Here is a 24,887-nt window from a genome sequence, read left to right as displayed (position 1 = left end):
AACCATGAACAAAACGTAAACATTTTTCAAGCCCCGCGCTTGCGGCGTTCCTGCGAACGAAGACATCAAACCCCTTGTCCGGATCATGGCAACACCCTATGTCTGCTCCGTGGCGGTTCTGCCCTTCTCGTGACTGGTTACGTTCCAGTGGCCTTAAGCAAATCCGAGGGAGCTGGCTCTGTTCAAGCCCTGGTTTGATTACCTGGCGCCCACCTGTAAATACAGGTCCTCGGGAATATAGAACTAAAACGGTTCGGTGGTTCCGTCACACATTCTCTACCCGATCGAAACTGGCGATCAGCGGCGCGTCTTCCGCTGCGCAGTGTCGGATTCGGCGCGCACCGGCACAGCCAGATAATCGCGGATCGCATGGCCGCCGTGATGATCATCGTCATCATCATCCTTGCGCGCCATCATCATCACCGCAAAGGCAAATTGAACGCCCGCGAACACGATGCCGTGCATGAACCACAACAGGAACACGGCCAGAACACCATCGGAATTATGCGACACAAGATACCACAGGTTCATCACGTTGAACCACAACAGCAGCGCAACAAAAACCGCGGCAACCCCAAATCCGATTGCGACGTTACGAATATATAATTTGACGAGTTCAGGCATATGACCACTCCTTCGTCTTTATTATATCACATCTCGCCAAAAGGACGAGGGCGACAGCGTCAAAAGGTGGCGACAAATTGCCCGAGGAGGCCGACGAGCCGGATCAGAACGCTTCGGGGCGGGCCTCGCGTGCCATGTGATCCAGCACCGCGTTTACGAATTTCGGTTCCTTGCCGTCGGGAAAAAACGCCGTGGCGACCTGTACGAATTCCACGATCACCACCTTGGGCGGCACATCGGACCCGACCAGTTCGGCCCCGGCGGCGCGAAACAACGCCCGCAATGTCGGATCGATCCGCGCAATCGGCCACTTTGCCACCAGTGCGCGGTCTGTCATCTGGTCGATCCGCACCTGCTGCGTAACGGCCCCGTCAAGGATCTCGGTGAACAGGTCCACATCGCCGTCCGCCATCTCTTCGCCCTCATAGACGGCGCCAAAACGGTGGTGCAGGAATTCATTGCGCACCTGATCCGCGCTTTGATCGGAATGTTCCATCTGAAACAACGCCTGCACGGCATATAGCCGCGCGGCGGATTTCATCTTGCGCTTCTGGTTGCCTGACGGTGCGGCTTGCGTTTCGCTCATGCGGTCGGTTTTCCAATGCTATCGCCCGCCAAAAGGATGTTTTCCGATGCGGGTTTGAACCCGACCCCTTTGGTCTGGCGGCCCCACTTACGGCTGAGCGCGACAAGATGCAAGGCCGCCGCAGCGGCACCGCCACCTTTGTTCTGATCCGACGGATCGGCGCGCATTTCGGCTTGCGCTCGGTTTTCCACGGTCAGGATGCCGTTGCCGATGCACAACCCCTGCAACCCCATCATTTGCAGGGCGCGGCTGCTGTCGTTGCACACCGTATCGTAATGCGTGGTTTCGCCGCGAATGACGCAGCCAAGCGCCACATACCCATCGTAATTGGACATCCGTTCCGCAATGCTGATTGCGGTGGGCAATTCTAGCGCGCCGGGCACCTCGATCTTGTCCCAGCTTGCGCCACAGGCTTCCGCTTCGGCAACCGCTCCGTCCACCAGATTGTCGGCGATATCCTTGTAATAAGGTGCAACCACGATCAGCAATTTGACGGGCTTGTCGAATTCGGGACGTGGCAGGATGTAATGCTGTTCGGCGGTGGCCATTCATGCCTCCTTCAGGATCGGGCGGGTGCCGGTGATGCGCAGACCATAGGCATCCAGTCCAACATAGCGGGTCATCGGTGAATCGGTCAGAAGGATCAGATCGTGCAATCCCATCTTTGACAGGATTTGCGCACCCAGACCGGTTTGCTTGATTGTGCGGGGGCCGTCTTCTTCCTGAGTATACAGGGCCTTGCGCGGCTCGCGGAAGAGGCAGACCGCGCCGCGCCCTTCCTTTGCAATGATTTCCATTGCGCGCGGCAGTTCCACAGCGGGTTTCGGGCCCAGACCCAGTACATCGGCGGCTTCGTGCAACGCGTGGGTGCGCACCAGAACGGGTTCCGGCGTGGTGATGTCACCCTTGGTCAGCACCACATGTTCGATCCCGTGGGTTTGATCCGTAAACAGGCGCATTTTCCATGCGCCGCCATATTCGGACACCACGTCATGCTGCGCGGTTTCCACCACCAGATTGTCATAGCGGCGCCGGTACGCGATCAGATCGCTGATCGTGCCGATTTTCAGCCCATGGGTTTTCGCCACATCCACCAGATCGGGCAGACGCGCCATTGTGCCGTCCGCATTCATGATTTCACAGATCACACCGGACGGATTGCGCCCCGCCAGTCGCGACACGTCACAGGCGGCTTCGGTGTGCCCTGCCCGCACCAGAACACCACCGCGGCGCGCACGCAGCGGAAACACGTGCCCCGGCGTCGCGATATCGGCACCGGTTGACGCAGGATTGATCGCGACAGCCACAGTGCGCGCACGGTCCTGCGCCGAAATACCGGTGCTGACACCTTCGCGGGCCTCAATCGACACAGTAAAAGCGGTTTCGTGGCGCGACGAATTATGTGTTGCCATCATCGGAAGGCGCAGCGCCTCGATCCGGTCGGCAGGCAGTGTCAGACAGATCAGGCCGCGCCCGTGATTGGCCATGAAATTGATCGCATCCGCATCGGCCGCATCAGCCGGAATGACCAGATCGCCCTCGTTCTCGCGGTCTTCGTGATCGACCAGAATAAACATCCGACCCGCGCGCGCATCTTCAATGATCTGTTCGATCGGCGAAATATGGGCGGCCAGGTTGGATTCAACAGGTCCGGGTGTTTCGAAACTCATGGCAGGTACCTTCGCAGCAGTTATCGCGCAGATAGACCAGCAAGCGCAAAAATGCCAGAGCAACCAGAGTCGAATTCAGGCTGGACGCTTGCCGTAACCACGCTTTAGCCTGAACCGACAGGCACAGGAGGTTGAGATGCAGGTTTCCCGCTTGATCAACGTGGTCGAGGCGCATGCCGAAGGCGAACCGGGTCGCGTGATCACCGGCGGCATGCCCCACATGCCGGGCAATACAGTGTTTGAACGCATGCAATGGATGCAGGAAAACGCCGATGACATCCGCCTGCTGATGCTGCGTGAACCGCGCGGTTACCCTGCCTTGTGCTGCAATGTGATCGTGCCGCCCTGCCATCCGGACGCGGATGCCGGGTTTATCATCATGGAGCAGACGGAATACCCGCCGATGTCCGGCAGCAATACGATCTGCGTCACCACCGTATTGCTGGAAACCGGCATTATTCCGATGGTCGAACCGGTTACAAACCTCGTGCTTGAGGCGCCAGCCGGATTGATCCGGGTGCGTGCCCAGTGCCACAAAGGGAAAGTCACGCGCGTGACGTTTCGCAATGTACCGGCTTTTGCGATGCATCTGGATCGCGTGATCGAGGTGGCCGGTTTCGGGGATATCCGCGTTGATGTGGCGTGGGGCGGCATGTTTTACGTCATCGCGGACGCCGCGCAGTTCGGGCTTGAAATCAGCGCCGATGCCGGCGCGGATATGGTACGCGCAAGCGAAGCGATGCGCGCCGCGGCAGCCGAACAGCTTCCTGTGGTTCACCCGGACAATCCGCAGATCAGCGGGCCCAGTATCGCCCAGTTGACGGCACCACCACCCCAAGGTGCCCCTTACGACGGATTGGGCGCGGTCACGGTGTCTACGGGCACATTTGATGCGCAACGCCCCAATGCCCTGACAGGTGTGCTTGATCGTTCGCCCTGCGGCACAGGCACCTGCGCCAAAACGGCCGTGCTGCACGCGCGCGGGCAGTTGGGCGTCGGTCAGGACTATGTCAACGCCGGCCCGATGGGAACGACCTTTACAGGCCGGATCGAAGACACCACGCAGGTCGGCCCCTACCCCGCCATCATTCCATCGCTATCGGGACAGGGCTGGATTTACGGAACCGGTCAGGTGATGCGTGACCCCACCGATCCGTTCCCCAACGGGTACAAGATCGGCGACATCTGGGGCAATTGACATCAACCGGCTTCGGCCAGTCGGGCAACATAGCGCGCCAGCGTGTCGATCTCGAGATTGACGGCATCGCCGATCTGCATATCACCCCATGTTGTCACCTCTTTGGTGTGGGGAATGAAGTTGATCCCGAATTCGGCGCCGTTCACCTCGTTCACCGTCAGGGATGTGCCGTTCAGCGCCACAGAGCCTTTGGGCGCGATGAACCGTGCCAGTTCGGCGGGCGCCCGCAACGTCACGCGTGTGCTGTCGCCTTCGTCGGCGATTGCCGTAATTTCGGCCACCCCGTCGACATGGCCCGATACGATATGCCCGCCAAGCTCGTCACCGACACGCAACGCGCGCTCAAGGTTGATCCGGCGCCCCACAGCCCAGCGGTTACGCCCGATATTGGTTTTGTCGACCGTTTCCTTGCTGATATCCACATCGAACCAGTCAGCCCCAAGGCCGACCACGGTCAGACACACGCCATCACAGGCAATGGATGCGCCCATGTCGATCGTATCCGTGTCATATCCGGTTTTGATCCGCGCGCGCAAATCACCGCGCTGATCCAGTTCCGTCAGAACGCCGATATCCGTGATGATGCCAGTAAACATCGCAAAACCCCTTTTTTCATAGCCTTGCAGGTAGCGGGCCGTTCCCCTGCTGGCAAGGGGGAGTGTCACCCCCGCGCATCGCCCGACCTGCCATTCTTTTGCCCGACACATCGCTTAATGGTGTTTGGACAAAGCAACAATTATAAGAAAATTATGTTGAAATCCGCACCAGAACATAAGGTTTTCCTGTTTCTGCAAGGCCCACACGGCCCGTTTTTTGACCAGTTGGGCAAAATGCTGCGCACCACCGGCGCGCAGGTGTGGCGCGTCGGGTTCAATGCAGGTGATCGTGCATTCTGGTCGCACAAGGCCAGCTATATTCCGTTTCGCGCCCCCCAAGACCAGTGGCCCGACCGGTTCGCGGCGCTGGTGCAGGACAAGGGCGTGACCGACATCGTTCTTTATGGTGATACGCGCCGTGTTCACGCCGATGCGGTGGCCCATGCCCAAACGCTTGGCTTGCGGATCCACGTGTTCGAGGAAGGGTATATGCGACCCTATTGGGTCAGTTACGAACGGGGCGGCAGCAACGGCCATTCGCGCCTGATGTCGATGTCGATCAACGATATGCAATCGGTTCTGGCGCGGTCCGATACTGACGCGCCGTTGCCCCCCGGACATTGGGGCGACATGCGCCAGCATGTGTTTTACGGGGCGCTTTATCATGCCTTTGTTCTGTTCTTGAACAGTGGCTACAAAAACTTCCGCCCGCACCGGGATATCTCGGTTTATCGTGAATTTATCCTTTATCTCAAACGCCTTATCAGAATGCCGGCGCAATCCATCGAACGGCGCATCGCAACCAAAAGGGTGCGCCGCGGCGGGTTTCCCTATCATGTCGCCCTGTTGCAACTGGCCCATGATGCCAGTTTTCAGAAACACTCGCGGTTTGCATCGATGACCCAGTTCCTGACGGAAGTGGTGCAAGGTTTCGCCACGGGCGCGCCGCAACACCATCATCTGGTCTTCAAGGCCCATCCGCTGGAAGACGGGCGTGTGCCTTTGCGGCGCGAAATCCGGCGGCTGGCGCGCGAAAACGGCATCCGTGACCGGGTGCATTTCATCGGTGGCGGCAAACTCGCCCGCCTTCTGGATGACGCACGAAGTGCTGTAACGGTAAATTCGACGTCGGCACAGCAGGTTTTGTGGCGCGGCATTCCGTTGAAAGTGTTTGGCGACGCGGTTTATGCAAAACCGGAATTTGTTTCGGATCAGCCGCTTTGCGCGTTTTTTGCTGCGCCAACGCGCCCGGATACGGCAGCTTATCGCGATTACCGGCGCTATCTTCTGGAAACCAGCCAGATTGCCGGCGGCTTCTACTCCTCGCGTGGGCGGCGCCAGTTGCTACGACATGTGGTAGACATGGTCCTGCAAGAACGGGATCCCTACGACGCACTGGCCGCCGGAACCGCGGCCCCAAGGCAACAGTTCAGGGTGATCGGTTAAGCCGGCACACTGCGCACAGTAGCTTTTAGTTCCGGAATCCCGTAGCTTACCGTCAATACGTCACGCAAAGTTGGCGAACACTGAGGCAGAATAAATCAGGTCGAGGAGACCGAGCAGTGAAACCTTTTGCTATTCAATGGGCGCGCCCCATTGCTATTTTTACGGCTGTGGCCGTGCTGAGTTCGTGTGGTTTGCCGCAAGTAGGGCCTAGCAAAAAACAAATTTTCTCAGGCTCCGTCCAGCAGGAAGGCGATGCGTTTGTCATCGAAGTGAATGATCGCGTAACGCGTGCAACTTCTGTCGTACCGGCCTTGGGTTTTTCGGATTCCTTCAAGAACGCAGGCGTTCTTGGCTCTGATACAATCTCGCCCGGTGATACTTTGGGCCTGACAATCTGGGAAAACGTTGATGACGGCCTGTTGGCCGGCGAAGCCCAGAACGCGACCCTTCTGGAAGAGGTACAGGTAGACGGCGACGGGTTTATCTTTGTTCCCTACGCCGGACGCATCCGTGCCGCGGGCAACAGCCCAGAAGCGATCCGCCGGATCATCACCGAAAAACTGGAAGACCAGACGCCCGATCCGCAGGTTCAGGTGCGCCGTCTTGCCGGTGACGGATCAACCGTGTCGCTGATCGGATCGGTTGGGGCGCAGGGCGTTTATGCGATCGAACGGCCCACACGCACATTATCCACCATGCTGGCCCGCGCGGGCGGCGTGACCATTCAACCCGAAATCGCCGAAATCACGGTGACGCGTGGTGGCGCCAGCGGTAAAGTATGGTTCCAGGATCTTTATAATTTTCCCGAACTAGACATTGCCTTGCGCCCCGGTGACCGCATCCTGGTCGAGGAAGACACACGTTCCTACACCGCAGTTGGCGCAACCGGCACGCAAAACAAGGTGGCGTTCAAAAGCCAGAACCTGTCTGCCATCGAAGCGATTGCACAGGTTGGCGGCTTGTCTTCGGCGACCGCTGATCCAACGGGCGTTTTCGTGTTCCGCAACGAACCCGCCGAAGTTGTCGGCCCTTTGCTGGGACGCGACGATCTGGTTGGGGCACAGCGCATGATTTACGTGCTTGATCTGACGCAGCCGAACGGCATGTTCGTGGCGCGTGATTTCCTGATCCGCGACGGTGATACCGTCTACGTCACCGAAGCACCGTTCACGCAATGGGACAAAACAATCTCGTCCTTCACCAGCTCACTGACCACGGTAAGTGCTCTGGCGGCGTTCACGAACTGATATGCAATACCCTTTAGGGGATAGAGCCGCCGGGGGGCCAACCACCCGGCGGCTTTTCGTTTACACCGGCGGTTTTCTGCGCCAGCGCCGCGTCAGGCGTATTCTGCACCTGTCGGGCTTTGATGTCCGTCTGGGGCGCCCCACCCCCGACGATCTTATCGGCGTCTGGGGCAAAAGCCCGACAGCCCATCGCGGCGAAGCGATAGCCCAGAAATACAACGTACCGCTGTTGCGGGTCGAAGATGCCTTTCTGCGCTCGCTTGCTCCGGGCCGTGCGGGGGAACTGCCATTGGGCTTGCTGCTGGACACATCGGGCGTGCATTTCGATCCTGCGACACCGTCCGATCTGGAAAAACTTCTGGCGTCCCATCCATTGGATGACACGGCATTGCTGGATGCCGCCCGGTCCGGAATGGCCCGTATGGCCGATGCCGGGCTTTCCAAATACAGCGGGTTTGATGCCTCACTTCCCCCGCCAGAACCGGGATATGTTCTGGTAGTCGATCAGGCGCGTGGCGATGCCTCTGTTACAGTCACACAGGCAGGACGCGCGGAATTTCTGGAAATGCTGGTCTTTGCACAGGAAGAGCATCCCGGCGTGCCCGTGATCATCAAATCCCATCCAGAAACCGCAGCCGGATACCGGGCCGGCTATTTCGGGCCAGAGGATGAAAACGACCGCATCCGCGTGGTGACAGACAACATCGCGCCCGCCGCCCTTTTCGGCGGGGCTGTCGGCGTTTACACCTATTCATCGCAAATGGGATTTGACGCGATATTTGCCGGCCACAAGCCGCGGGTATTCGGGCAACCGTTCTATGCGGGATGGGGGCTGACGCAGGATGAAAATCCGGTGCCGCGACGCACGCGCAAACTGACACGCGCACAACTTTTTGCCGCGGCGATGATCCTGTATCCACGCTGGTATGATCCCTACAATGACCGTCTGTGTGATCTGGATCGGGTCATTTCCACGCTGCATGCGAAAACCCGTGCCTGGCACGCCGACCGAGCCGGTTGGATCGCAAGCGAAACCCGGCTTTGGAAGCGCAAGACGTTCCAGAATTATTTCGGGCAGTTCAAGCCGGTCATATTCGAAAACGATCCCGAAAAAGCCCGCCAACTGGCGCAGACCACATCACGCAACCGGATGGTCTGGGCGGGAAAAGCGTTTGAAGCGCATGCAAATGCCACCCGTGTGGAAGACGGATTTCTACGCTCGCAAGGATTGGGGGCGGCGCTTGTCCCGCCGCTTTCGCTGATCACGGACGATATCGGCATTTATTATGATCCATCACGTCCCAGCGGACTGGAACAGCTGATCATGCAGCGCGCCAAGCTGCGACCGGATCAGAAACAGCGCGCCCGAACACTGATATCCCGCATCGTGGCCGGCGGCCTAAGCAAATACAACCCGCACGATGCCTTGCCTGACCTGCCACAAGGCCACCGGATACTGGTGCCCGGACAGGTTGAAGATGATGCCTCGATCCTGGCCGGAACCGGGGCCATATCGACCAACGAAAGCCTGTTGCACGCCACACGAAACGCTAACCCCGACGCGGTGATCATCTACAAAACACATCCCGACGTTGCAGCGGGTTTGCGCGCTGGCCAGACAGATGCGACCCCGTTTGCCGATCTGGTTCTGACGCAGGGCGACCCCGCAAAACTGATTGCCTGCGTCGATGAAGTCTGGACGATGACATCGCTTTTGGGGTTCGAGACGCTTTTGCGTGGCAAGAAGGTTGTGACGGTCGGTGCCCCGTTTTACGCAGGCTGGGGCCTGACCGAAGATCGCGGGCGTATCCCGCCCCGGCGAAATCTGGCGGTTTCACTGGAAACCCTGGTGCACGCAACGCTGATCGATTACCCCAGATACTTCGATCCGGTGACGAAACAGCCCTGCCCGGTCGAGGTTGTGATCGAAAGGCTGGTTTCGGGCACCCTGCCCCGGCACGGCCCGTTCAATCGCACCCTGTCAAAACTGCAGGGCGTGTTTGCCAGTCAATCTCACCTCTGGCGCTAAACATTTGTCGCGCCGCGCGCCCAGCGGTGCATCACATCGCCGCCAATGGCACGCGTTTCGACCAGCCTGAAACGTGGCCCATCCGCCAGCGCAGAAAGCCCCAGCGCCCCGACCAAAGGCAGCCCCTCGGCCCCGATGGCCAGACCGGCGGTAAAGCCGACCAGTTCATCCACCAGATCCTCTGCCAGCAAAGATGCCGACAAGGCGCTGCCGCCTTCACATAAAACCCGCGTCAATCCCGCCTTGGCAAGCTGATGCAAGACATCGCGTGTATCCAGTTGCCCGCCGCGCACCGCACAGCAGAACAGGTCTGCCCCCAGCCCCTGCCATGCCGAAACAAGATTCGGGTCGGCATCCGGCCCGTGGCACATCCACAGCGGAATTTCTTTGGCCGAGCGGGCAAGCTGCCCCATAAGCGGCACATCCAGCCTGCGCGACGTGACCACCCGAACAGGTTGATGCCTGACACCCAGATCGCGCACCGTCAGCGACGGATCATCAATGCGCGCCGTCCCTGCACCAACCAGTACAGCATCATGACGCGCGCGCATCGCATGCACCAAACGCCGCGCGTCCGGCCCGGTAATCCACTTGCTTTCACCGGTGGCCGTCGCGATACGCCCGTCAAAACTGTTTGCCAGTTTCAACGTGACAAAGGGACGATCCAGATCGGTGTTGAGGATAAATCCCGCGTTATCCTGCGCTGCCAAATCTGCCATACAACCGATTTCAACGGCAATGCCCGCATCCCGCAGCATGGCAAAGCCACGCCCGGCAACGCGCGTATCCGTATCTGTTATTGCGGCCACCACCCGTTTCACACCTGCCTCAATCAAGGCCGTGGCGCAGGGGGGTGTTTTGCCGGTATGGGCGCAGGGTTCCAGCGTCACGTAAACATCGGCGCCGCGCGCAGCCTTGCCCGCCTGCGCCAGCGCCACGGTTTCCGCGTGCGGACGACCGCCCTGCTGCGTCCATCCGCGCCCGACAATGCGACCGTCTTTGACAATGACACAACCGACAGCAGGATTGGGCCACACCATACCCTGCCCGCGCCGCCCCAGTGAAAGGGCCAGCGCCATGAACCGTTCGTCTTGCCCGCTCACGCTTCTTCTGGGGGCACGTCCGGGCGCAATTCACTGACAAATTTGTCGAAATCGTCAGCGGCCTGGAAATTCTTGTAAACCGATGCAAAGCGCACATAGGCGACGGTATCGATCCGTGCCAGCGCTTCCATCACGATCTCGCCGATCTGTTTGGAACCGATGTCCGTTTCGCCCATGCTTTCCAGACGCCGCACGATACCGGAAATCATCTGGTCGATACGTTCGGGATCAATCGGGCGTTTCTGCATGGAAATGCGGATCGAACGCTCCAGTTTGTCGCGGTCGAAATCTTCGCGCTTTCCGCTGGTCTTGATGACCACAAGATCGCGCAGCTGCACGCGTTCATAGGTCGTAAAGCGGCCGCCGCAGGCCGGACAAAACCGTCGGCGCCGGATCGAAACATGATCTTCGGCTGGCCGGCTGTCTTTTACTTGAGTGTCGATATTTCCGCAAAACGGGCAGCGCATCGCCGTCCCCCTTTTATTGTCGTTTTCCGCCTCTTTGTGGGGCTGCTCGCCCACTTATCCACAACTATAGGGCACCCGCTACACTTTGGGTAGGGCAGAAATGGGGCCGCAACATAGGCGATCCAGTCTGGGGGAAATTTGGCACAGTTCAGTGGCGTCCTGGCAAAAGATCAGTTCACTTCGCCTTCTTCATCACAGAATGTCAGGGCCATCGACACCGCGAACGTAACGCCCGCAATATCTGTTGTTGCGGAATTGGCCGCGCGTGGCACCACATCCAGTCCGGTCGTATCAGTACTAAAAACAACGCCTTTGCGGCCCGGACTTGTCACACTTGGCCCACGGGGCGAGATCACGGTAAGTTCCATTTTCGCATATTGCCCCAGCACATCGTTCGAATAGGTGGCCGCCGCGCACCACACTTGCGGGCTGCCGACCGAGCCTTCCTCGATGACTTCGAACTGGCTGCCGGAAACGGAGTTAACCGGCAAACGTGTGCCGGATTCAAAGCTTTGAGCATAGACCCCAGACGCAAGCCCACCCCCGAATACAGCGATCATCACGAGTGGTTTCATAGGCACATCTCCATCATAACCAGTTCTTGTCACGAGTGAGATGGCGCAAATCAAGCGCGCGGCAAGGTCGGCTTTATCCGGTAATCAGTGCTTCACCCGATTGTTACGGACCGATATCAATCAGCGACTGACTGCACAGAGCAAGCGCATGCCCGACCGCAAAGGTCGTACCTGCCGTCTTGGTACTGACGGATGTCGATGTGGTCAGGGGGGCACCGACCTGATTGGGGTCAAGCGTATAAGCCACGCCCTTGCGGCCCGGATTGGTCACGCTGGGCCCGCGCGGCGTTTTCAGATACACATCGGCCTTCCCCGACGCCCCCAGAACCCGCGTCGCATAATCCGCCGCCGCACACCATGAACCACTGGCCCCCAACGATCGGGATTCAACGACTTCGAACACCGAATTACTGATCGGATTCACGGTAAGCCGGTTCTGCGCCTTGAAACTGTTGGCCAGTGCCGGTGTCGCAATCATCAGTGCCACACATAGTGACGCGCCGGTTGTTTTCGGGAATTTGATCATCGCAATTCTCCTTATGGGCGACAATGAAAGCTTTGTGCGAAGTATGGCAACACCAAATTGCGCGGATGCAGGCAGGCCCGAACCCTAACGCCGGGTGCGACTGAACGTATCCCGACAGAATGTACGCGCATGATGGGATGGCAGGCTCATCCCCGGTGTGTTCACGGAAATCGAAACCGATTTGGTGATCGGGGCCGACACATTGGCCGGATTGTTGGTGAACACAACGCCCTTGCGTCCCGGTTGCGTGATGCTTGGGCCACGTTTGGTTTTGACAATCAATTCGGTTTCTCGCTGATTGCCCAGTACGCGTTCGTTGTACTCGGCAGCGGCACACCAGATTTGACGCGCGCCGGCTCCGTGGCTTTCGATCACTTCGAATTCGCTGGCGCTGACCGGATTAACGGTAAGGCGGTTCACGGCAGTAAAGGAATTTGCTTGTACCGGCACAGCCCCAAGCACAGCGATACACGTCAGGGTCGCAAGCAGTTTCATGGTATTTTCCTTTTCAAATTGAGGGGCTTAGTTATAATCCCAGCGATCCCGTTCGCCGAACCGGTCACGGCAGAAACTGCGTGCCAGATAGGACGGAAAGCTGGTGCCAGCCGCGCGTGTTGTCGCAAACGACAATTGGCTGATGGTCGCGGTTTCAGGCAAGCGCGCTTTATCAAGTGTAAACACCACGCCTTTCCGGTTTGGCACCGTCGCACTTGGGCCGCGTGGGACCAGAACATAGATCGTGGATGTCGGATCAATGCGCAATTCACGCTCGGCATAGCTTGCCGCCGCGCACCAGATGCCGCGCGCGCCTTCGCCTCTGGCTTCGATCACTTCAAATGTGACTGCATCGATTGGCCAGACTTTCAAAAAGTTTTCAGCCGTATAGGAGTTTGCATTCCCCAGAGCGGGGATCACGGCAAACCAAAAACAGCACAGTATTCGCTTGATCCCAACAACGCGCAATTATTCGCTCCGGTCTAAATTCAACCTGAAATAAACGATAGCACTTTGAACGCCCGAGAAAAGAGAGACGCGGGCGCATATCTCGAAAAGTTTACCGCGCTTCAAGCTGAAATGAAAAGGGCCGCACCTTTCGGCGCGGCCCTGAATTTGCAGACCTCAAAACGCGATGCAGGTCACTGATCCAGGAAAGACCGCAACTTGCGGCTGCGGCTTGGATGTTTCAGCTTGCGCAGCGCCTTGGCTTCGATCTGACGGATCCGCTCGCGGGTTACGCTGAACTGCTGGCCGACTTCTTCCAATGTGTGATCGGTGTTCATGCCGATACCGAACCGCATCCGCAACACACGTTCTTCGCGTGGCGTCAGGCTTGCCAGTACACGCGTTGTGGTTTCTTTCAGGTTTTCCTGAATGGCGCTGTCCAGCGGCAAAACCGCGTTCTTGTCTTCGATGAAATCGCCAAGCTGGCTGTCTTCTTCGTCACCGATCGGAGTTTCAAGGCTGATCGGCTCTTTGGCGATTTTCATCACCTTGCGCACTTTCTCGAGCGGCATTTGCAGCTTTTCTGCCAGTTCTTCCGGCGTCGGTTCACGGCCGATTTCGTGCAGCATCTGGCGCCCCGTCCGCACCAGTTTGTTGATGGTTTCGATCATGTGCACGGGAATACGGATGGTGCGTGCCTGATCGGCGATGCTGCGGGTGATCGCCTGTCTGATCCACCATGTCGCATAGGTCGAAAACTTGTAGCCGCGGCGGTATTCGAATTTGTCCACCGCCTTCATCAGGCCGATGTTACCTTCCTGAATAAGATCAAGGAATTGCAGGCCACGGTTCGTGTACTTCTTGGCGATCGAAATCACCAGTCGCAGGTTCGCTTCGACCATTTCCTTTTTGGCCTGACGCGCCTCTTTTTCGCCCTTCTGGACCTGCTGGACAATGCGGCGGAATTCCGGAATATCCAGACCGACATACTGGCCGACCTGCGCCATTTCGGCGCGCAGTTCTTCGACCTTGTCGGTCGAGCGTTCGATGAACATCTGCCAGCCACGGCCCGGCTTGTCCGCCATTTCCGACAGCCAGTTCGGGTCAAGCTCGCGTCCGCGGTATTCATCCACGAATTCACGGCGGTTGATCCGGGCCTGATCGGCAAGCTTCACCATCGAACTGTCAATCGACATGATCCTGCGGTTGATACCGTAAAGCTGGTCAATCAGCGCTTCGATCCGGTTGTTGTGCAGGTGCAGTTCATTCACCAGCAGCACAATTTCAGATCGTAGTTTCTGATAGGTGGTTTCCTCGGACGAGCTAAAAGAGCCGTCCTCGTTCAGCGTTGCGGAAATCCGGCTGTCCTGCATTTCGGACAGTTTGACATAATCCAGCGCGATCCGGTCCAGCGTTTCCAGAACCTGCGGCTTCAGCGCGGCTTCCATTGCGGCCAGCGACATGTTGGCCTGCTCGTCATCATCGTCGTCATCATCCGACGCAATCGGGTTCCCATCGGCATCCAGTTCCTGATCACCGTCATCTTTCTTCTCGGCGTTGATCGCGGATGTGTCCACAACGGGGGCAACCGCCTCCTCGTCATCCAGCTGGTTGCCGAACGTGGTTTCCAGATCAATCACATCGCGCAGCAGAATGTCTTCCGACAGCAATTCGTCACGCCAGATGGTGATCGCCTGAAATGTCAGCGGGCTTTCGCACAGCCCAAGGATCATCGTGTTGCGGCCGGCCTCGATCCGTTTGGCGATTGCGATCTCGCCTTCACGGCTCAGCAGTTCGACGGACCCCATTTCGCGCAGGTACATGCGCACGGGATCATCCGTGCGGTCCAGTTTCTCTGCGGTCGATGCCGCCAGCGTCACTTCGCGCGCGTTGTCTGTTGTCGCCAGATCGGTCGAGCCTTTGGCCTCTTCCTCTTCGGCCTCTTCATCCTCGATGATGTTGATGCCCATTTCGGACAACATCGACATCACGTCTTCGATCTGTTCGGAACTGACCTGATCAGGGGGCAAAACCTGATTAAGCTGGTCATAGGTGATGTAGCCGCGTTCACGCGCGTCGCCGATCATCTTTTTGACGGCGGCCTGGCTCATATCCAGGGAAACTTCGGCGTCTTGGTCGTCAGGTTTACGGTCGTCGTTGTCTTTGGCGGCCATGTGGTACTCCTGCGAGGGGCTCCGGTGATTCGATTCTCCGAATCACCCCATTTTAGATGATTCGTTTATCCGTTTACCCTGTTTTCTTTAGACATTCCCTACCAAAACGCCTCAACGTCCGGGTTTGGCGAATGAAATTTTCTCCATGAGTGCATCAAAAGCACTCCGTTCAGTCCGGTTCATCAGGGCACCGTTCGGGCCCGTTTCATATTCGGTCGCGTCTTCATGCTCGCTGCGTTCGGCGCTGTTTCTGGCTTGTGCGGCCTGCCCCAACCGCCAGGTCAAAGCCTCGTCTGCCACACCGGACAGGTCTTCGGTGGCGTCTTCGATTTCCGCCAGCAACCCCTTATGCGCCACCAGCTTTGCCAACGCTTCGGCGATGGTCATCCGCGCCAGATCGGGATCACCCGGATTGCGAATGCACGGCGTAATGGCGACATGGCGCGCCGTCAGCAGGTTTTCAAGGGCCTCTGCCCCCATTTCAGCGCGAATTTCTTTTTGAAACAGCTCTGGCGCAAGGTCGGCGTGGCGCAGCACCAAATCCCGCAGACGGCGCAACTGTGCATCGCGACATTCCAGATTTTCCAATCCGGCTTCGAATTCGGGAATGATTTGCGGCGTACACAAACATGTGGCCAGAATGATCGCTTCGCGCAATTGCGTTTCAACCCCGTCCCCTGCCGCCGCAAGCATCGAAGCCTTGGCGGTTGGCGTTGCCGGTTCGGGGGCAGCCTGCCATTTCCCGTTGACGCGCGCCCCGCTGTTGCGCTGTGGCGCACGCTTGGGGCGAAACAACTGCCAGCGCAGGTCTTTCATCGCCTGACCGTAATGGTTGCGAATGGACGGATCACGGATCAGCTTGATCTTGTCGCGCAGCGCCTTGTCCAATGCCGCCTTGCGTTCGGGACTGTCAAAGTTGCCGTTTTCGGTTTCGCGCTGCCACAGCAATTGCACCATCGGCATGGCGTTATCGATCAGTTTCTGAACAGCGGCAGGACCCTGCGCACGGATCAGATCATCAGGGTCCTGCCCGTCGGGCAGGATGGCAAAACGCAACGATTGCCCGGCTTCCAACAACGGCAGCGCCAGGTCGATCAACCGCATGGCCGCACGTAAACCCGCCGTATCGCCATCCAGCGCGATGATCGGTTCCGGCGCGATCCGCCACAGCAATTGCAGCTGGGTTTCGGTAATCGCCGTCCCCAAAGGCGCAACACAGGCATCAAAACCGCCCGTCGCAAGCGCAATCACGTCCATGTACCCTTCGGCCACGATCAGCGGCGCGCCTTTGCCGGCCGCCTCGCGCGCGGGGCCGTGATTGTAAAGGCTGCGCCCTTTGTCAAACAGATCGGTTTCCGGTGAATTCAGGTATTTCGCATTGTCATCGGGATTCATCGCGCGCCCGCCGAACGCAATACAACGCCCGCGCGGATCGCGGATCGGAAACATGATCCGCCCGCGAAACGTGTCATAGGGTTTGCCGCCCCTTGTCGACGGTTTGGCCAGCCCCGCGCCAAAAATCAGATCGGGGTCCACGCCTTTGCCGGTCAGATGATCCCACAAGGCCTGCCATCCCTGCGGCGCAAACCCGATTTCGAACCGGTCCTGCACGTCCTGGGCCAGCCCGCGCCGTTCCAGATAGGCGCGCGCCTCGGTGGCGGCACCGGTTTTCAGTTGCAACCGGTAAAACTGCACCGCCTGTTCCATCACATCGGCCAGAACCGTGCGATGATCCGATTTTTCCTGCGCTTTGGGATCGCGCGCCGGCATCGTCATACCCGCTTCGCGCGCCAGAATCTCGACAGCGTCCATGAACCCGACATTTTCAGTTTCACGGACAAAGGATATGGCATCGCCCTTGGCATGGCAGCCAAAGCAATAATAAAACCCCTTGCGATCATCGACATGAAAGCTGGCGGATTTTTCCTGATGGAACGGGCATGGCGCCCACATATCGCCCTTGGCTGCGTTGGATTTGCGTGTGTCCCACACCACCTTGCGCCCGACAACCTGGCTCAGGCTGGCGCGGCTGCGCAACTCGTCAATAAATCCAGAAGGCAGGCTCATGCGGTTTCATACCATAAAGTCGCACAGGAAGGCGACAGCCCATCAGTTGTTCAGGCAGGTATTCAGCCATTCCGCGCGCAGATCAATGTTGCGCAGATCGCGTTTCTTGATCTGGTAAATCTGCCCGGCAAATACCGGAATGGCATTGCTGTAACGATCCGGCCATGCCGGATTGGTGTCTTCGATGGCTTTGCGCACCTTGCGTTCGGAAACACCGTCAAGCCGTGCCTGCTGAACCGCACCGGCAACATCCGCCTGATAGCCGCAATCCAGTTCTTTTTCGCTTTGGGCCAGTGCGCCCGTCGCAAGCACCGAAACGGACAGAACATAAGGCAGCAGTTTTGGGAATGTCATTGGCAGTCTCCGGAATCAGGGGCGTTTCATGCCAGACTAACCGCGCGCGGCCACGCCTTCCATAGCGGTTTTCAGATCGTGAACTAAAGTATGCGCCATAGAGCGAAACACCATGATCAGCATCGTGTCAGCGCCCGTGCACGTGATCGACGCCGACATGTGCATCAGATCGGTGCGCGCGGTATGGCCGCGTTTGAAATGTGACGCCCGCAGATCGACCGGCACCAGCCGCGCCAGTACATCGGCCACGCCCTGCCCCTTCAATTGCATCACAGTCCACGCATCCGATTGATCGGTCATCGCCGCCAGCTTGGCCAGTGCCGCATCAGGGGGCGGCCCCATCAGCAATACATGGCAGGCCCCGAACCAGATCACCCGCGCGCCGCCCTTGCCTGTGGCGCGATTGGGGCCGGGCATCGCCGCCCCGTGCGCCGCCTTGAGCGCATCTGAAAACGCCTTGTCTTGTCCCGCATAGGGTGAAAACGAGGTCAGATAGCCCGCATCCACTTCTTCAAGTTCTACCGATCCGATTTTGACCGGTGTCATCCCGCCTGCGGAGCTTTTTGCAATCAGTTTAGCCACGCACCTTGCCTCCTTCAGGATCAAAAAACACCGGGTGGCACACTTCGCACAGGGTTTCGATACCGCGCAGATGGTCCACCATGCGCACTATCTCTCCGTGCCGGTCCGGTCCGTTTTTCAGAAAGCCCAGCCCCAGAAAGGACTGCAATGTCGGGGAAAACGCCACCGAGGTCACGTAGCCCTGATCGTTCACCCTTACCGCATCATCAGATTTGTTGAACAAATGCGCCCCCGCCGTCAGCTGCTTTACCGACCCAACCGGTTTCAGGCCGACCAGACGTTCGCGGGAGTCTTCGATCAATCCCTCACGCTGCGACATGGTTTTGCCGATGCAATCCTTTTTGGCCGACACCATACGCTCCATCCCGATGTCGAACGCGGTGGTGCGACCGTGGATTTCCGCGTGGGTGATAAACCCTTTTTCGATCCGCAACACATTCAGCGCTTCCATCCCGTAGGCACATCCGCCCAGCGCTTCGGCGCGTGCGACCAACAACCTGAAAAGGCTGTCGCCATAGCGCGCCGGAACCGCCAGTTCATAGGCATGTTCGCCGGAAAACGAGATCCGGAACAACCGCCCCTGAACACCGAACAAGGATACCGACCCGCAGGCCATGAACGGCCAGTTTTCATCCGTGATCTGCTCATCCAGCATGTCGTTCAGCAAGGCCCGCGATTTGGGGCCGGCAATGGCAAACTGCGCCCATTGTTCCGTGACGGAAATGAACGAAACGTCCAGTTCGGGGCACAGCGCCTGATGCACGAAATCCAGATGCCGCATCACCTGCCCTGCGGCGGCGGTGGTGGTGGTCATGACATAGTGATTTTCGCCCAATCGCGCGGTCGTGCCGTCATCCATCACATAGCCGTCTTCGCGCAGCATCAAACCGTATCGCGTGCGCCCGAGCTTGAGCGTTGAAAATGTGTTGGTGTAGACGAAATCCAGAAACGCGGCGGCATCCGGCCCCTGAATGTCAATCTTGCCCAGGGTGGAGACATCACACACACCGACAGTTTCGCGCACCGCATTCACCTCGCGGTCACAGGACTGACGCCATGTGGTTTCCCCCGGGGCTGGAAAATAGCTCGGGCGATACCACATCCCGACCTCGATCATCGGCGCACCGTGTTCAACGCAGGCCGCGTGGCTGGTGGTAAAGCGCTGCGGCGCAAACCCTTTGCCCTGCGCCCCTGCCCCCATCGCAGCAATCGCCACCGGGGCATAGGGCGGGCGAAACGTTGTCGTGCCGGTTTTGGGAATACCGCGCCCGGTGGCATCGGCCAGAACCGCCAATGCGGCGACGTTGGAATTCTTGCCCTGATCTGTCGCCATGCCTTGCGTGGTATAGCGTTTCATATGCTCGACCGATCTGAAATTCTCGGTCGCGGCCTGTTTCACGTCCTTCACGCTGACATCGTTCTGGAAATCCAGCCAGGCCCGCCCTTTTCCCGGAACGGCCCACAGTGGCGACAGCGCATAAGGCGTATCATCGGCCACCGGCACTTCGATTTTCGCGGCTTTCAGGCCCAGCGCCTCCAGTGCGGTTTTCGCGGCGGCAACACCCGCCTCAAGGCAGGCGACAGTTGAAAAGTCACCGTTGCAGGCGCCTGCCGTCACCATACCGGGGACCGCGCCCGGCGTGGGCACGAATGCGGCAATGTCGTCGCGCCAGGTCGGCCGCCCGTTCATATGACATGTCAGGTGCACCGAAGGGTTCCACCCGCCCGACATGGCCAGGCAATCGGTGGTTATCTTTTCCTCACCGCGCGCGCTGCGCACGGTAATGCTTTCCAGCGCCTTGCGTCCGCCCGATCCGCACACCTGCGCCCCCGCGAACACCGGATAATCACCTGTCTGCGCCACATCCGTACGGCTGTCGATCAGAGCCGCGACATGCACCCCGGCCGCCACCAGATCCTGTGCCGTGCGATGGGCATCGTCATTGTTGCCGAACACCGTCACCGACCGGCCGGGGCTGACCCCCCAGCGGTTCAGATAGGCCCGCACCGCCCCTGCGGTCATGATCCCGGGTCGGTCATTGTTCTGAAACGCAACCGGGCGTTCCAGCGCGCCCGCCGCCAGAACCGACTGCTTCGCAGCAATGCGCCAGAACGTCTCAAGCGGCGCGCCCGGTGCACGGTTCGCGATATGATGGCTCACCCGCTCCAGCGCGGCATATGTGCCCTGATCGTAGACGCCTGTGACCGTGGTACGCGGCATCAGGCGCACATTGTCCATCCCCGCCAGTTCGGCCACAACCTCTTGCACCCAGTCCGGCCCTGCCATGCCGTCAATCGCATAGGTTTCAGCGTTCAGCCGTCCGCCCATGCGCGCATCTTCATCGGCCAGAATAACATCCGCACCGGCCCGCGCCGCAACCAGCGCCGCCATGAGGCCGGTGGGCCCCGCGCCGATCACCAGCAGATCGCAGAACGCATAGGCCCGTTCGTATTTGTCAGGGTTGTTTTCGCCCGAAAGCGCCCCCAGCCCCGCCGCGCGCCGGATCACGGGTTCATACAGCTTTTCCCAGAACGCCCGTGGCCACATAAAGGTCTTGTAATAAAACCCGGCGCCCAGAAACGGCGCCGCCAGATCGTTGATGCTCATCAGATCAAAATCCAGCGATGGCCAGTTGTTCTGGCTGCGCGCCTCAAGGCCCGGATAGATCTCCTGCACGGTGGCGCGCACATTGGGTTCGCGCGCCGCACCGCTGCCGATCGTCATCAGCGCATTGGGTTCTTCGCTGCCCGCCGTCAAAATACCGCGCGGACGGTGATATTTGAATGATCGTGCGACTAAAGTGATATCATTGGCCAGCAGCGCCGAGGCCAGCGTATCCCCCCTGAACCCCGAATAGGTCTTGCCATCGAACGAAAACGAAACCGGTCTGGACCGGTCGATCAGGCCTTTGCCGTCAACCCTCATGCTTTGGCCCTTTTCACGTTCGATGCCAGTTCCGTCTTGAATATCTCGTGCGTCAGCGTGGATCGTGTCACCACCAGCCACGCCGAACAGCCGCTGGTGTGATGCCATAAATCCTGCGTTTCACCCGCCGGGTTTTCACGATCATGCACATAATCGTTCCAGGCATCCGCGCCCGCATCCGGCGCGGGGCGCGACAGCGCAACCGCCGCACCCTGATAATAGAACTCGCGCATGTCGCGCTCCCCGCAGAGCGGGCATTGAATTCTCATCTCACCGCCTCCCGCAGGGCGCTGCCTGCACTTTCTTTTTGCAATAAATTCGGAAATCCCGACATCTCGGCCCCCTCAGTGCAAATTATGCTGAGAGCCGGTGCCCTCTTCATCCATCAGGCCCCGCCCGGTGCGGAACCGGTCCAGCCGGAACTTGGCGGCGGTTTGATGCGGCGTACCGGTGGCCATCAGATGCGCAAAGCTGAACCCCGACCCCGGCACCGCCTTGAAGCCGCCGTAACACCAGCCGCAATCGATGAACAAACCTTCGGTATCGGTCTTGTCGATGATGGGGGATCCGTCCGGTGTCATATCCATGATTCCGCCCCAGCTGCGCAGCACCTTGGCCTTGCCGATCATCGGCATCAGCGTCATGCCCGCCTCCATCACGTGTTCTTTCATCGGCAGGTTGCCGCGCTGTGCATAGGTTGCATAAAAATCCAGATCGCCGCCAAAGACCAAACCGCCCTTGTCCGACTGCGAAATATAGAAATGGCCCATGCCAAAGCTGACGACGTGGTCAATGCAGGGCTTTAACCCTTCGGTGACAAACGCCTGCAAGACATGGCTTTCGATCGGCAGACGCATGCCCGCCATCGCCGCCACCTGACCGGACCGGCCCGCCACGACGATTCCCACCTTTTTGGCACGGATGGCCCCGCGCGTTGTCTGCACGCCGCGCACCTTGCCGTTTTCGATATCGATGCCGGTCACTTCGCAATTCTGCAGCAGGTCCACACCGCGCTGATCCGCGCCGCGCGCATAGCCCCACGCCACCGCATCATGCCGTGCAGAACCACCCCGCGGATGCAGCAATCCGCCAAAAATCGGAAACCGCGTGTTGTCGAAATCCAGATAGGGCAGATATTTGCGCACGCCTTCGCGATCCAGCAGAACCGCATCATCCCCCTGATTGATCATTGCATTGCCCCGCCGCGCAAAGGCATCGCGCTGGCCGTCGGAATGGAACAGGTTGATCAAGCCGCGCTGGGAATGCATCACGTTATAGTTCAGGTCCTGTTCCAGACCTTCCCACAATTTCAGCGAATGACTGTAGAATTCCGAATTGCCCGGCAGAAAGTAATTGGCCCGCACGATTGTCGTGTTCCGCCCGATATTGCCACTGCCGATGTAACCCTTTTCCAGCACCGCAATATTCGTCATGCCGTGGTTCTTGGCCAGATAATAGGCGGTCGACAGTCCATGCCCGCCACCGCCGATGATCACGGCGTCATATTCCGCCTTGGGTTCGGGATCGCGCCAGTGCGGGGTCCAACCCTTGTTGCCGGTCAAACCCTCGCGCAGCACGCGCAACCCAGAAAACCGCATGTCAGACTCCCTACTGGACAGATGTGACCATAACCCGCCGCTGTCCGGTCTATCAATAGGGTCCGTGTAACCCGAACCGCTTTGCGACACGGATATGTCTGTGCACGACCGAGTTGCAAGAAACAGCCGCCGTCCCGGCAACCGGGACCGCAAGGCGCACCGGTCGGGCCGCGGTTTTTCGTTTGATCAGCAGGGCGTAAAAGGCGCTGCGTCTGCGCCCTGCTCAGCAGGTCACGCTGCCGTTCGCGTTCAGTGTGATGCTAGCCGGGAACCAGACCGTCGGGGCGTCGGGCTCTCCCGGATCACCCAGCAGGATAAAATCATCCGGCTTTTCGCTGCACGCCGCCAGCTTCGCCCTTACTACGGCCCGGTCGGGCACAACCCGGGTCGCCATGCCCGACCGCGCGGCCCATCCACGGATTGCGGCGTTCGAAATACATTCCGGTGTCAGCGCCCCGAACGCGCACCGCCCTGTCGATGGTTCACGCAGGTGCATGGCCTTGTGATCATCTAATGTGGGCGCACCCTAGGCTGCTTCGGTTTCAGCCTTGGCAACCTGTTGCGTGCTTTCGTCCGTTGATTTGACAGACTCTGGTGCAGGCACCGGTACGGGCAACGGCATGCTGGCCCGCACCGCATAGGGGGATCGCACCAGTGTAGCGTCAAACCGGCAGTCTTCTTCGTCCGCCAGACATTTTTCGGCTTCGGATTCGATCCTGTCCAGCGCAACCAACGCCATATCCTGCATGTCTTCCAGCAACCTGACACCGTCCGGGCCAATCGCGCCAAACGACCGGCTACAGGCCTTTTCCTCATCACATCCGACGAGCGGCATCAGATACTCGTCCGGCGTTTCAAGCACATCAACGATATCGGCGTAAAGCTGGGTGTAGTAAGACCACAACGCCACCAGTTCATCATGCTCGACCTCTTGCGGCAGAATGTCCGCGCCACGCGGAAAATTCTCAAGCACCTGATAGGGGGTGATACTGATTTCAAAGATTTTTCCGGCCTGTGCAGCGGCATAGGCCAGATCCTCGATGCGGTCGATTGCGGCCTTGGCATCCTTTGGCAGCTTCGTGCGGGCTTCGGATTTCGGATCATCCGCGTCCAGATCAGCCGCCCCGCCCTGCTGCATGAACGTCAGTGTGCGCGTCAGGTTTTCGGTGCCGGATTCGGAACTTCCGCTGGCTACCGCATTTACCTTGACGCCCCAGCCCGACCCTTTGACAGACGCTTTCATGCTTTCACGTTCCGTTTTGCTGGTGGTTTCGGTCGTGGCCAGCAGATAGGCCCGCGCGCCACCCACGGTCGATGAAACGTATCCTTCGCCGCAAGTTTCCTGAAACCGCTGGATATCACGCTTTGCCATCGCCGCCGCCGCGTCAGTCAGTCGTACGGCGCGCCCGCCACTCGACGCCGGAGGCGCTGCAAAGGTCGCCGAATTCAGCACTTCGGCATTGACCAGAAAACTGACCGATGTGGATGAAACGCTTGAATTTTTTGCAAATGACGCCTTGCCGCTGGCCTCGTATCCGATGGCCTTGACAGACACCGAGGCCGACACGTTCATTGCCTTGGACAACGAATAGCTGTCGCGCACTTCCTTGATTGTGATGTCGGATGATTGCGCGCTGCGGTGCACCGGCTCAAAGACGACGCACACTGTGGGCACAGGTTCGCCACGGGCCTGGCTCCACCCCCATCCCAATTCCACGACTTCGGGCGCTTCGACGCTGAAACTGCCTTCGGATGCTTCATCATCCTGCGCCGCGCGCACCGGTGTGCGCGGACGCGGCGCGGACCAGGCGAGCTTTTGTCTGACCGGATCGGCTTCTTCGGGTGCGGGCGGCGCGGGGCGCACCTGTGGTTCATTCTGGTTTTGAGCGAAAAGGTATCCGGCAAAGGCAAAAGCCCCGGCCACGAGGGCCACGCCGAAATAGTGTTTCGACGTCATCAACGGCGCGGGTGCAGGGGTATTTTCTTGTGCGTCGGGGTCAGGGGGCTGCGACATGTTTCACCTCATTCAAACAACTTAAAAGAATGATGGCATTCAGTCGCATGACTTAAGGTAAAGCAAGATTTTTGCCGGAATAGGCTGTTTCCCGCCCATTCCGGAACATGAAAAGCGGTTGCGACCTGCGCGCGCAATGCGCAGGCCGCAAAGTTTTTTTGGG

The 24,887-nt window shown here is 59.0% G+C and carries 24 protein-coding genes and 1 other RNA gene; 5 read left to right on the top strand and 20 right to left on the bottom strand.

Annotated elements, in window-relative coordinates; all coding sequences use genetic code 11:
* Nucleotides 1-112: 112 nt before the first annotated feature.
* Nucleotides 113-267: non-coding RNA, 6S RNA (gene ssrS, locus OLX72_RS13160), on the top strand.
* 30 nt (nt 268-297) lie between these two features.
* On the opposite strand, the gene OLX72_RS13155 is transcribed toward ssrS, so the two are convergent.
* From OLX72_RS13155 to ribB, 4 genes are all read right to left on the bottom strand, one after another.
* Nucleotides 298-624 (bottom strand): hypothetical protein, encoded by a 327-nt coding sequence (locus OLX72_RS13155; protein ID WP_114870878.1) that lies wholly within the window; start codon nt 622-624, stop codon nt 298-300.
* Nucleotides 625-727: 103 nt separating this feature from the next.
* Nucleotides 728-1,210, bottom strand: a complete 483-nt coding sequence (gene nusB, locus OLX72_RS13150) for a transcription antitermination factor NusB (protein ID WP_114870879.1) — start codon at nt 1,208-1,210, stop codon at nt 728-730.
* A complete protein-coding gene (locus OLX72_RS13145; protein WP_433988860.1) occupies nt 1,207-1,758 on the bottom strand; it encodes a 6,7-dimethyl-8-ribityllumazine synthase in 552 nt (183 codons plus the stop codon). The genes nusB and OLX72_RS13145 overlap by 4 nt, the downstream gene beginning before the upstream one ends.
* Nucleotides 1,759-2,880, bottom strand: coding sequence for a 3,4-dihydroxy-2-butanone-4-phosphate synthase (ribB, locus tag OLX72_RS13140; protein ID WP_114870881.1), 1,122 nt, complete (start codon nt 2,878-2,880; stop codon nt 1,759-1,761).
* A gap of 136 nt (nt 2,881-3,016) precedes the next feature.
* Between ribB and OLX72_RS13135 the strand changes: the two genes are divergently transcribed.
* Nucleotides 3,017-4,078, top strand: a complete 1,062-nt coding sequence (locus OLX72_RS13135) for a proline racemase family protein (RefSeq protein ID WP_114870882.1) — start codon at nt 3,017-3,019, stop codon at nt 4,076-4,078.
* A 2-nt stretch (nt 4,079-4,080) separates the two neighbouring features.
* On the opposite strand, the gene OLX72_RS13130 is transcribed toward OLX72_RS13135, so the two are convergent.
* Nucleotides 4,081-4,674, bottom strand: coding sequence for a riboflavin synthase (locus OLX72_RS13130; protein WP_433988859.1), 594 nt, complete (start codon nt 4,672-4,674; stop codon nt 4,081-4,083).
* Between the two features lie 153 nt (nt 4,675-4,827).
* Here OLX72_RS13130 and OLX72_RS13125 point away from each other — a divergent pair, with 153 nt between their 5' ends.
* The 3 genes from OLX72_RS13125 (at nt 4,828) to OLX72_RS13115 (ending at nt 9,396) form a co-directional block, all read left to right on the top strand.
* Nucleotides 4,828-6,120 (top strand): capsule biosynthesis protein, encoded by a 1,293-nt coding sequence (locus OLX72_RS13125; RefSeq protein WP_433988858.1) that lies wholly within the window; start codon nt 4,828-4,830, stop codon nt 6,118-6,120.
* Between the two features lie 116 nt (nt 6,121-6,236).
* Nucleotides 6,237-7,367: a polysaccharide biosynthesis/export family protein gene (locus tag OLX72_RS13120; protein WP_433988857.1), complete on the top strand. Its 1,131-nt coding sequence runs from the start codon at nt 6,237-6,239 to the stop codon at nt 7,365-7,367.
* 1 nt (nt 7,368) lies between these two features.
* Nucleotides 7,369-9,396: a capsular polysaccharide biosynthesis protein gene (locus tag OLX72_RS13115; protein WP_433988856.1), complete on the top strand. Its 2,028-nt coding sequence runs from the start codon at nt 7,369-7,371 to the stop codon at nt 9,394-9,396.
* Here the strand turns inward: OLX72_RS13115 and ribD are convergent.
* The 15 genes from ribD to OLX72_RS13040 all read right to left on the bottom strand — a co-directional run bounded on the left by ribD (nt 9,393) and on the right by OLX72_RS13040 (nt 24,724).
* Nucleotides 9,393-10,499 (bottom strand): bifunctional diaminohydroxyphosphoribosylaminopyrimidine deaminase/5-amino-6-(5-phosphoribosylamino)uracil reductase RibD, encoded by a 1,107-nt coding sequence (gene ribD / locus OLX72_RS13110; RefSeq protein WP_433988855.1) that lies wholly within the window; start codon nt 10,497-10,499, stop codon nt 9,393-9,395. The two genes, OLX72_RS13115 and ribD, sit on opposite strands and share 4 nt — an antisense overlap.
* The gene (nrdR, locus tag OLX72_RS13105; RefSeq protein WP_114872337.1) at nt 10,496-10,966 is read right to left on the bottom strand and encodes a transcriptional regulator NrdR; all 471 of its coding nucleotides are present in this window, start codon (nt 10,964-10,966) and stop codon (nt 10,496-10,498) included. Before nrdR ends, ribD begins: the two co-directional genes overlap by 4 nt.
* A gap of 170 nt (nt 10,967-11,136) precedes the next feature.
* Nucleotides 11,137-11,541, bottom strand: coding sequence for a hypothetical protein (locus OLX72_RS13100; RefSeq protein WP_433988854.1), 405 nt, complete (start codon nt 11,539-11,541; stop codon nt 11,137-11,139).
* A gap of 103 nt (nt 11,542-11,644) precedes the next feature.
* Nucleotides 11,645-12,067 carry a hypothetical protein gene (locus OLX72_RS13095; RefSeq protein ID WP_433988853.1) on the bottom strand — a complete coding sequence of 141 codons (423 nt, stop codon included), beginning with the start codon at nt 12,065-12,067 and terminating at the stop codon, nt 11,645-11,647.
* An 84-nt stretch (nt 12,068-12,151) separates the two neighbouring features.
* Entirely contained in the window at nt 12,152-12,562 is a 411-nt protein-coding gene (locus tag OLX72_RS13090) for a hypothetical protein (protein ID WP_114870886.1), read from the bottom strand.
* A 27-nt stretch (nt 12,563-12,589) separates the two neighbouring features.
* On the bottom strand, nt 12,590-12,934 hold the full coding sequence (locus OLX72_RS13085) for a hypothetical protein (RefSeq protein ID WP_162798090.1): 345 nt from the start codon (nt 12,932-12,934) through the stop codon (nt 12,590-12,592).
* Between the two features lie 269 nt (nt 12,935-13,203).
* Nucleotides 13,204-15,183 (bottom strand): RNA polymerase sigma factor RpoD, encoded by a 1,980-nt coding sequence (gene rpoD / locus OLX72_RS13080; protein ID WP_114870888.1) that lies wholly within the window; start codon nt 15,181-15,183, stop codon nt 13,204-13,206.
* A gap of 111 nt (nt 15,184-15,294) precedes the next feature.
* Nucleotides 15,295-17,250, bottom strand: coding sequence for a DNA primase (gene dnaG / locus OLX72_RS13075; protein WP_433988852.1), 1,956 nt, complete (start codon nt 17,248-17,250; stop codon nt 15,295-15,297).
* 42 nt (nt 17,251-17,292) lie between these two features.
* Entirely contained in the window at nt 17,293-17,604 is a 312-nt protein-coding gene (locus OLX72_RS13070) for a hypothetical protein (protein ID WP_254684608.1), read from the bottom strand.
* A 36-nt stretch (nt 17,605-17,640) separates the two neighbouring features.
* Complete coding sequence (locus OLX72_RS13065; RefSeq protein ID WP_254684609.1) at nt 17,641-18,186, bottom strand: sarcosine oxidase subunit gamma; 546 nt, start codon at nt 18,184-18,186, stop codon at nt 17,641-17,643.
* Nucleotides 18,179-21,112, bottom strand: coding sequence for a sarcosine oxidase subunit alpha family protein (locus tag OLX72_RS13060; RefSeq protein WP_433988851.1), 2,934 nt, complete (start codon nt 21,110-21,112; stop codon nt 18,179-18,181). Before OLX72_RS13060 ends, OLX72_RS13065 begins: the two co-directional genes overlap by 8 nt.
* Nucleotides 21,109-21,381, bottom strand: a complete 273-nt coding sequence (locus OLX72_RS13055; protein ID WP_433988850.1) for a sarcosine oxidase subunit delta — start codon at nt 21,379-21,381, stop codon at nt 21,109-21,111. Before OLX72_RS13055 ends, OLX72_RS13060 begins: the two co-directional genes overlap by 4 nt.
* A gap of 75 nt (nt 21,382-21,456) precedes the next feature.
* Entirely contained in the window at nt 21,457-22,710 is a 1,254-nt protein-coding gene (locus OLX72_RS13050; RefSeq protein WP_433988849.1) for a sarcosine oxidase subunit beta family protein, read from the bottom strand.
* 223 nt (nt 22,711-22,933) lie between these two features.
* The gene (locus OLX72_RS13045; RefSeq protein ID WP_433988848.1) at nt 22,934-23,206 is read right to left on the bottom strand and encodes a hypothetical protein; all 273 of its coding nucleotides are present in this window, start codon (nt 23,204-23,206) and stop codon (nt 22,934-22,936) included.
* A 30-nt stretch (nt 23,207-23,236) separates the two neighbouring features.
* Complete coding sequence (locus OLX72_RS13040) at nt 23,237-24,724, bottom strand: hypothetical protein (RefSeq protein WP_433988847.1); 1,488 nt, start codon at nt 24,722-24,724, stop codon at nt 23,237-23,239.
* Nucleotides 24,725-24,887: the final 163 nt, after the last annotated feature.

The sequence above is a fragment of the Sulfitobacter sp. TBRI5 genome (assembly GCF_051013555.1).
Lineage (GTDB): Bacteria > Pseudomonadota > Alphaproteobacteria > Rhodobacterales > Rhodobacteraceae > JL08.
This window is presented reverse-complemented; position numbering and strand designations above follow the sequence as displayed.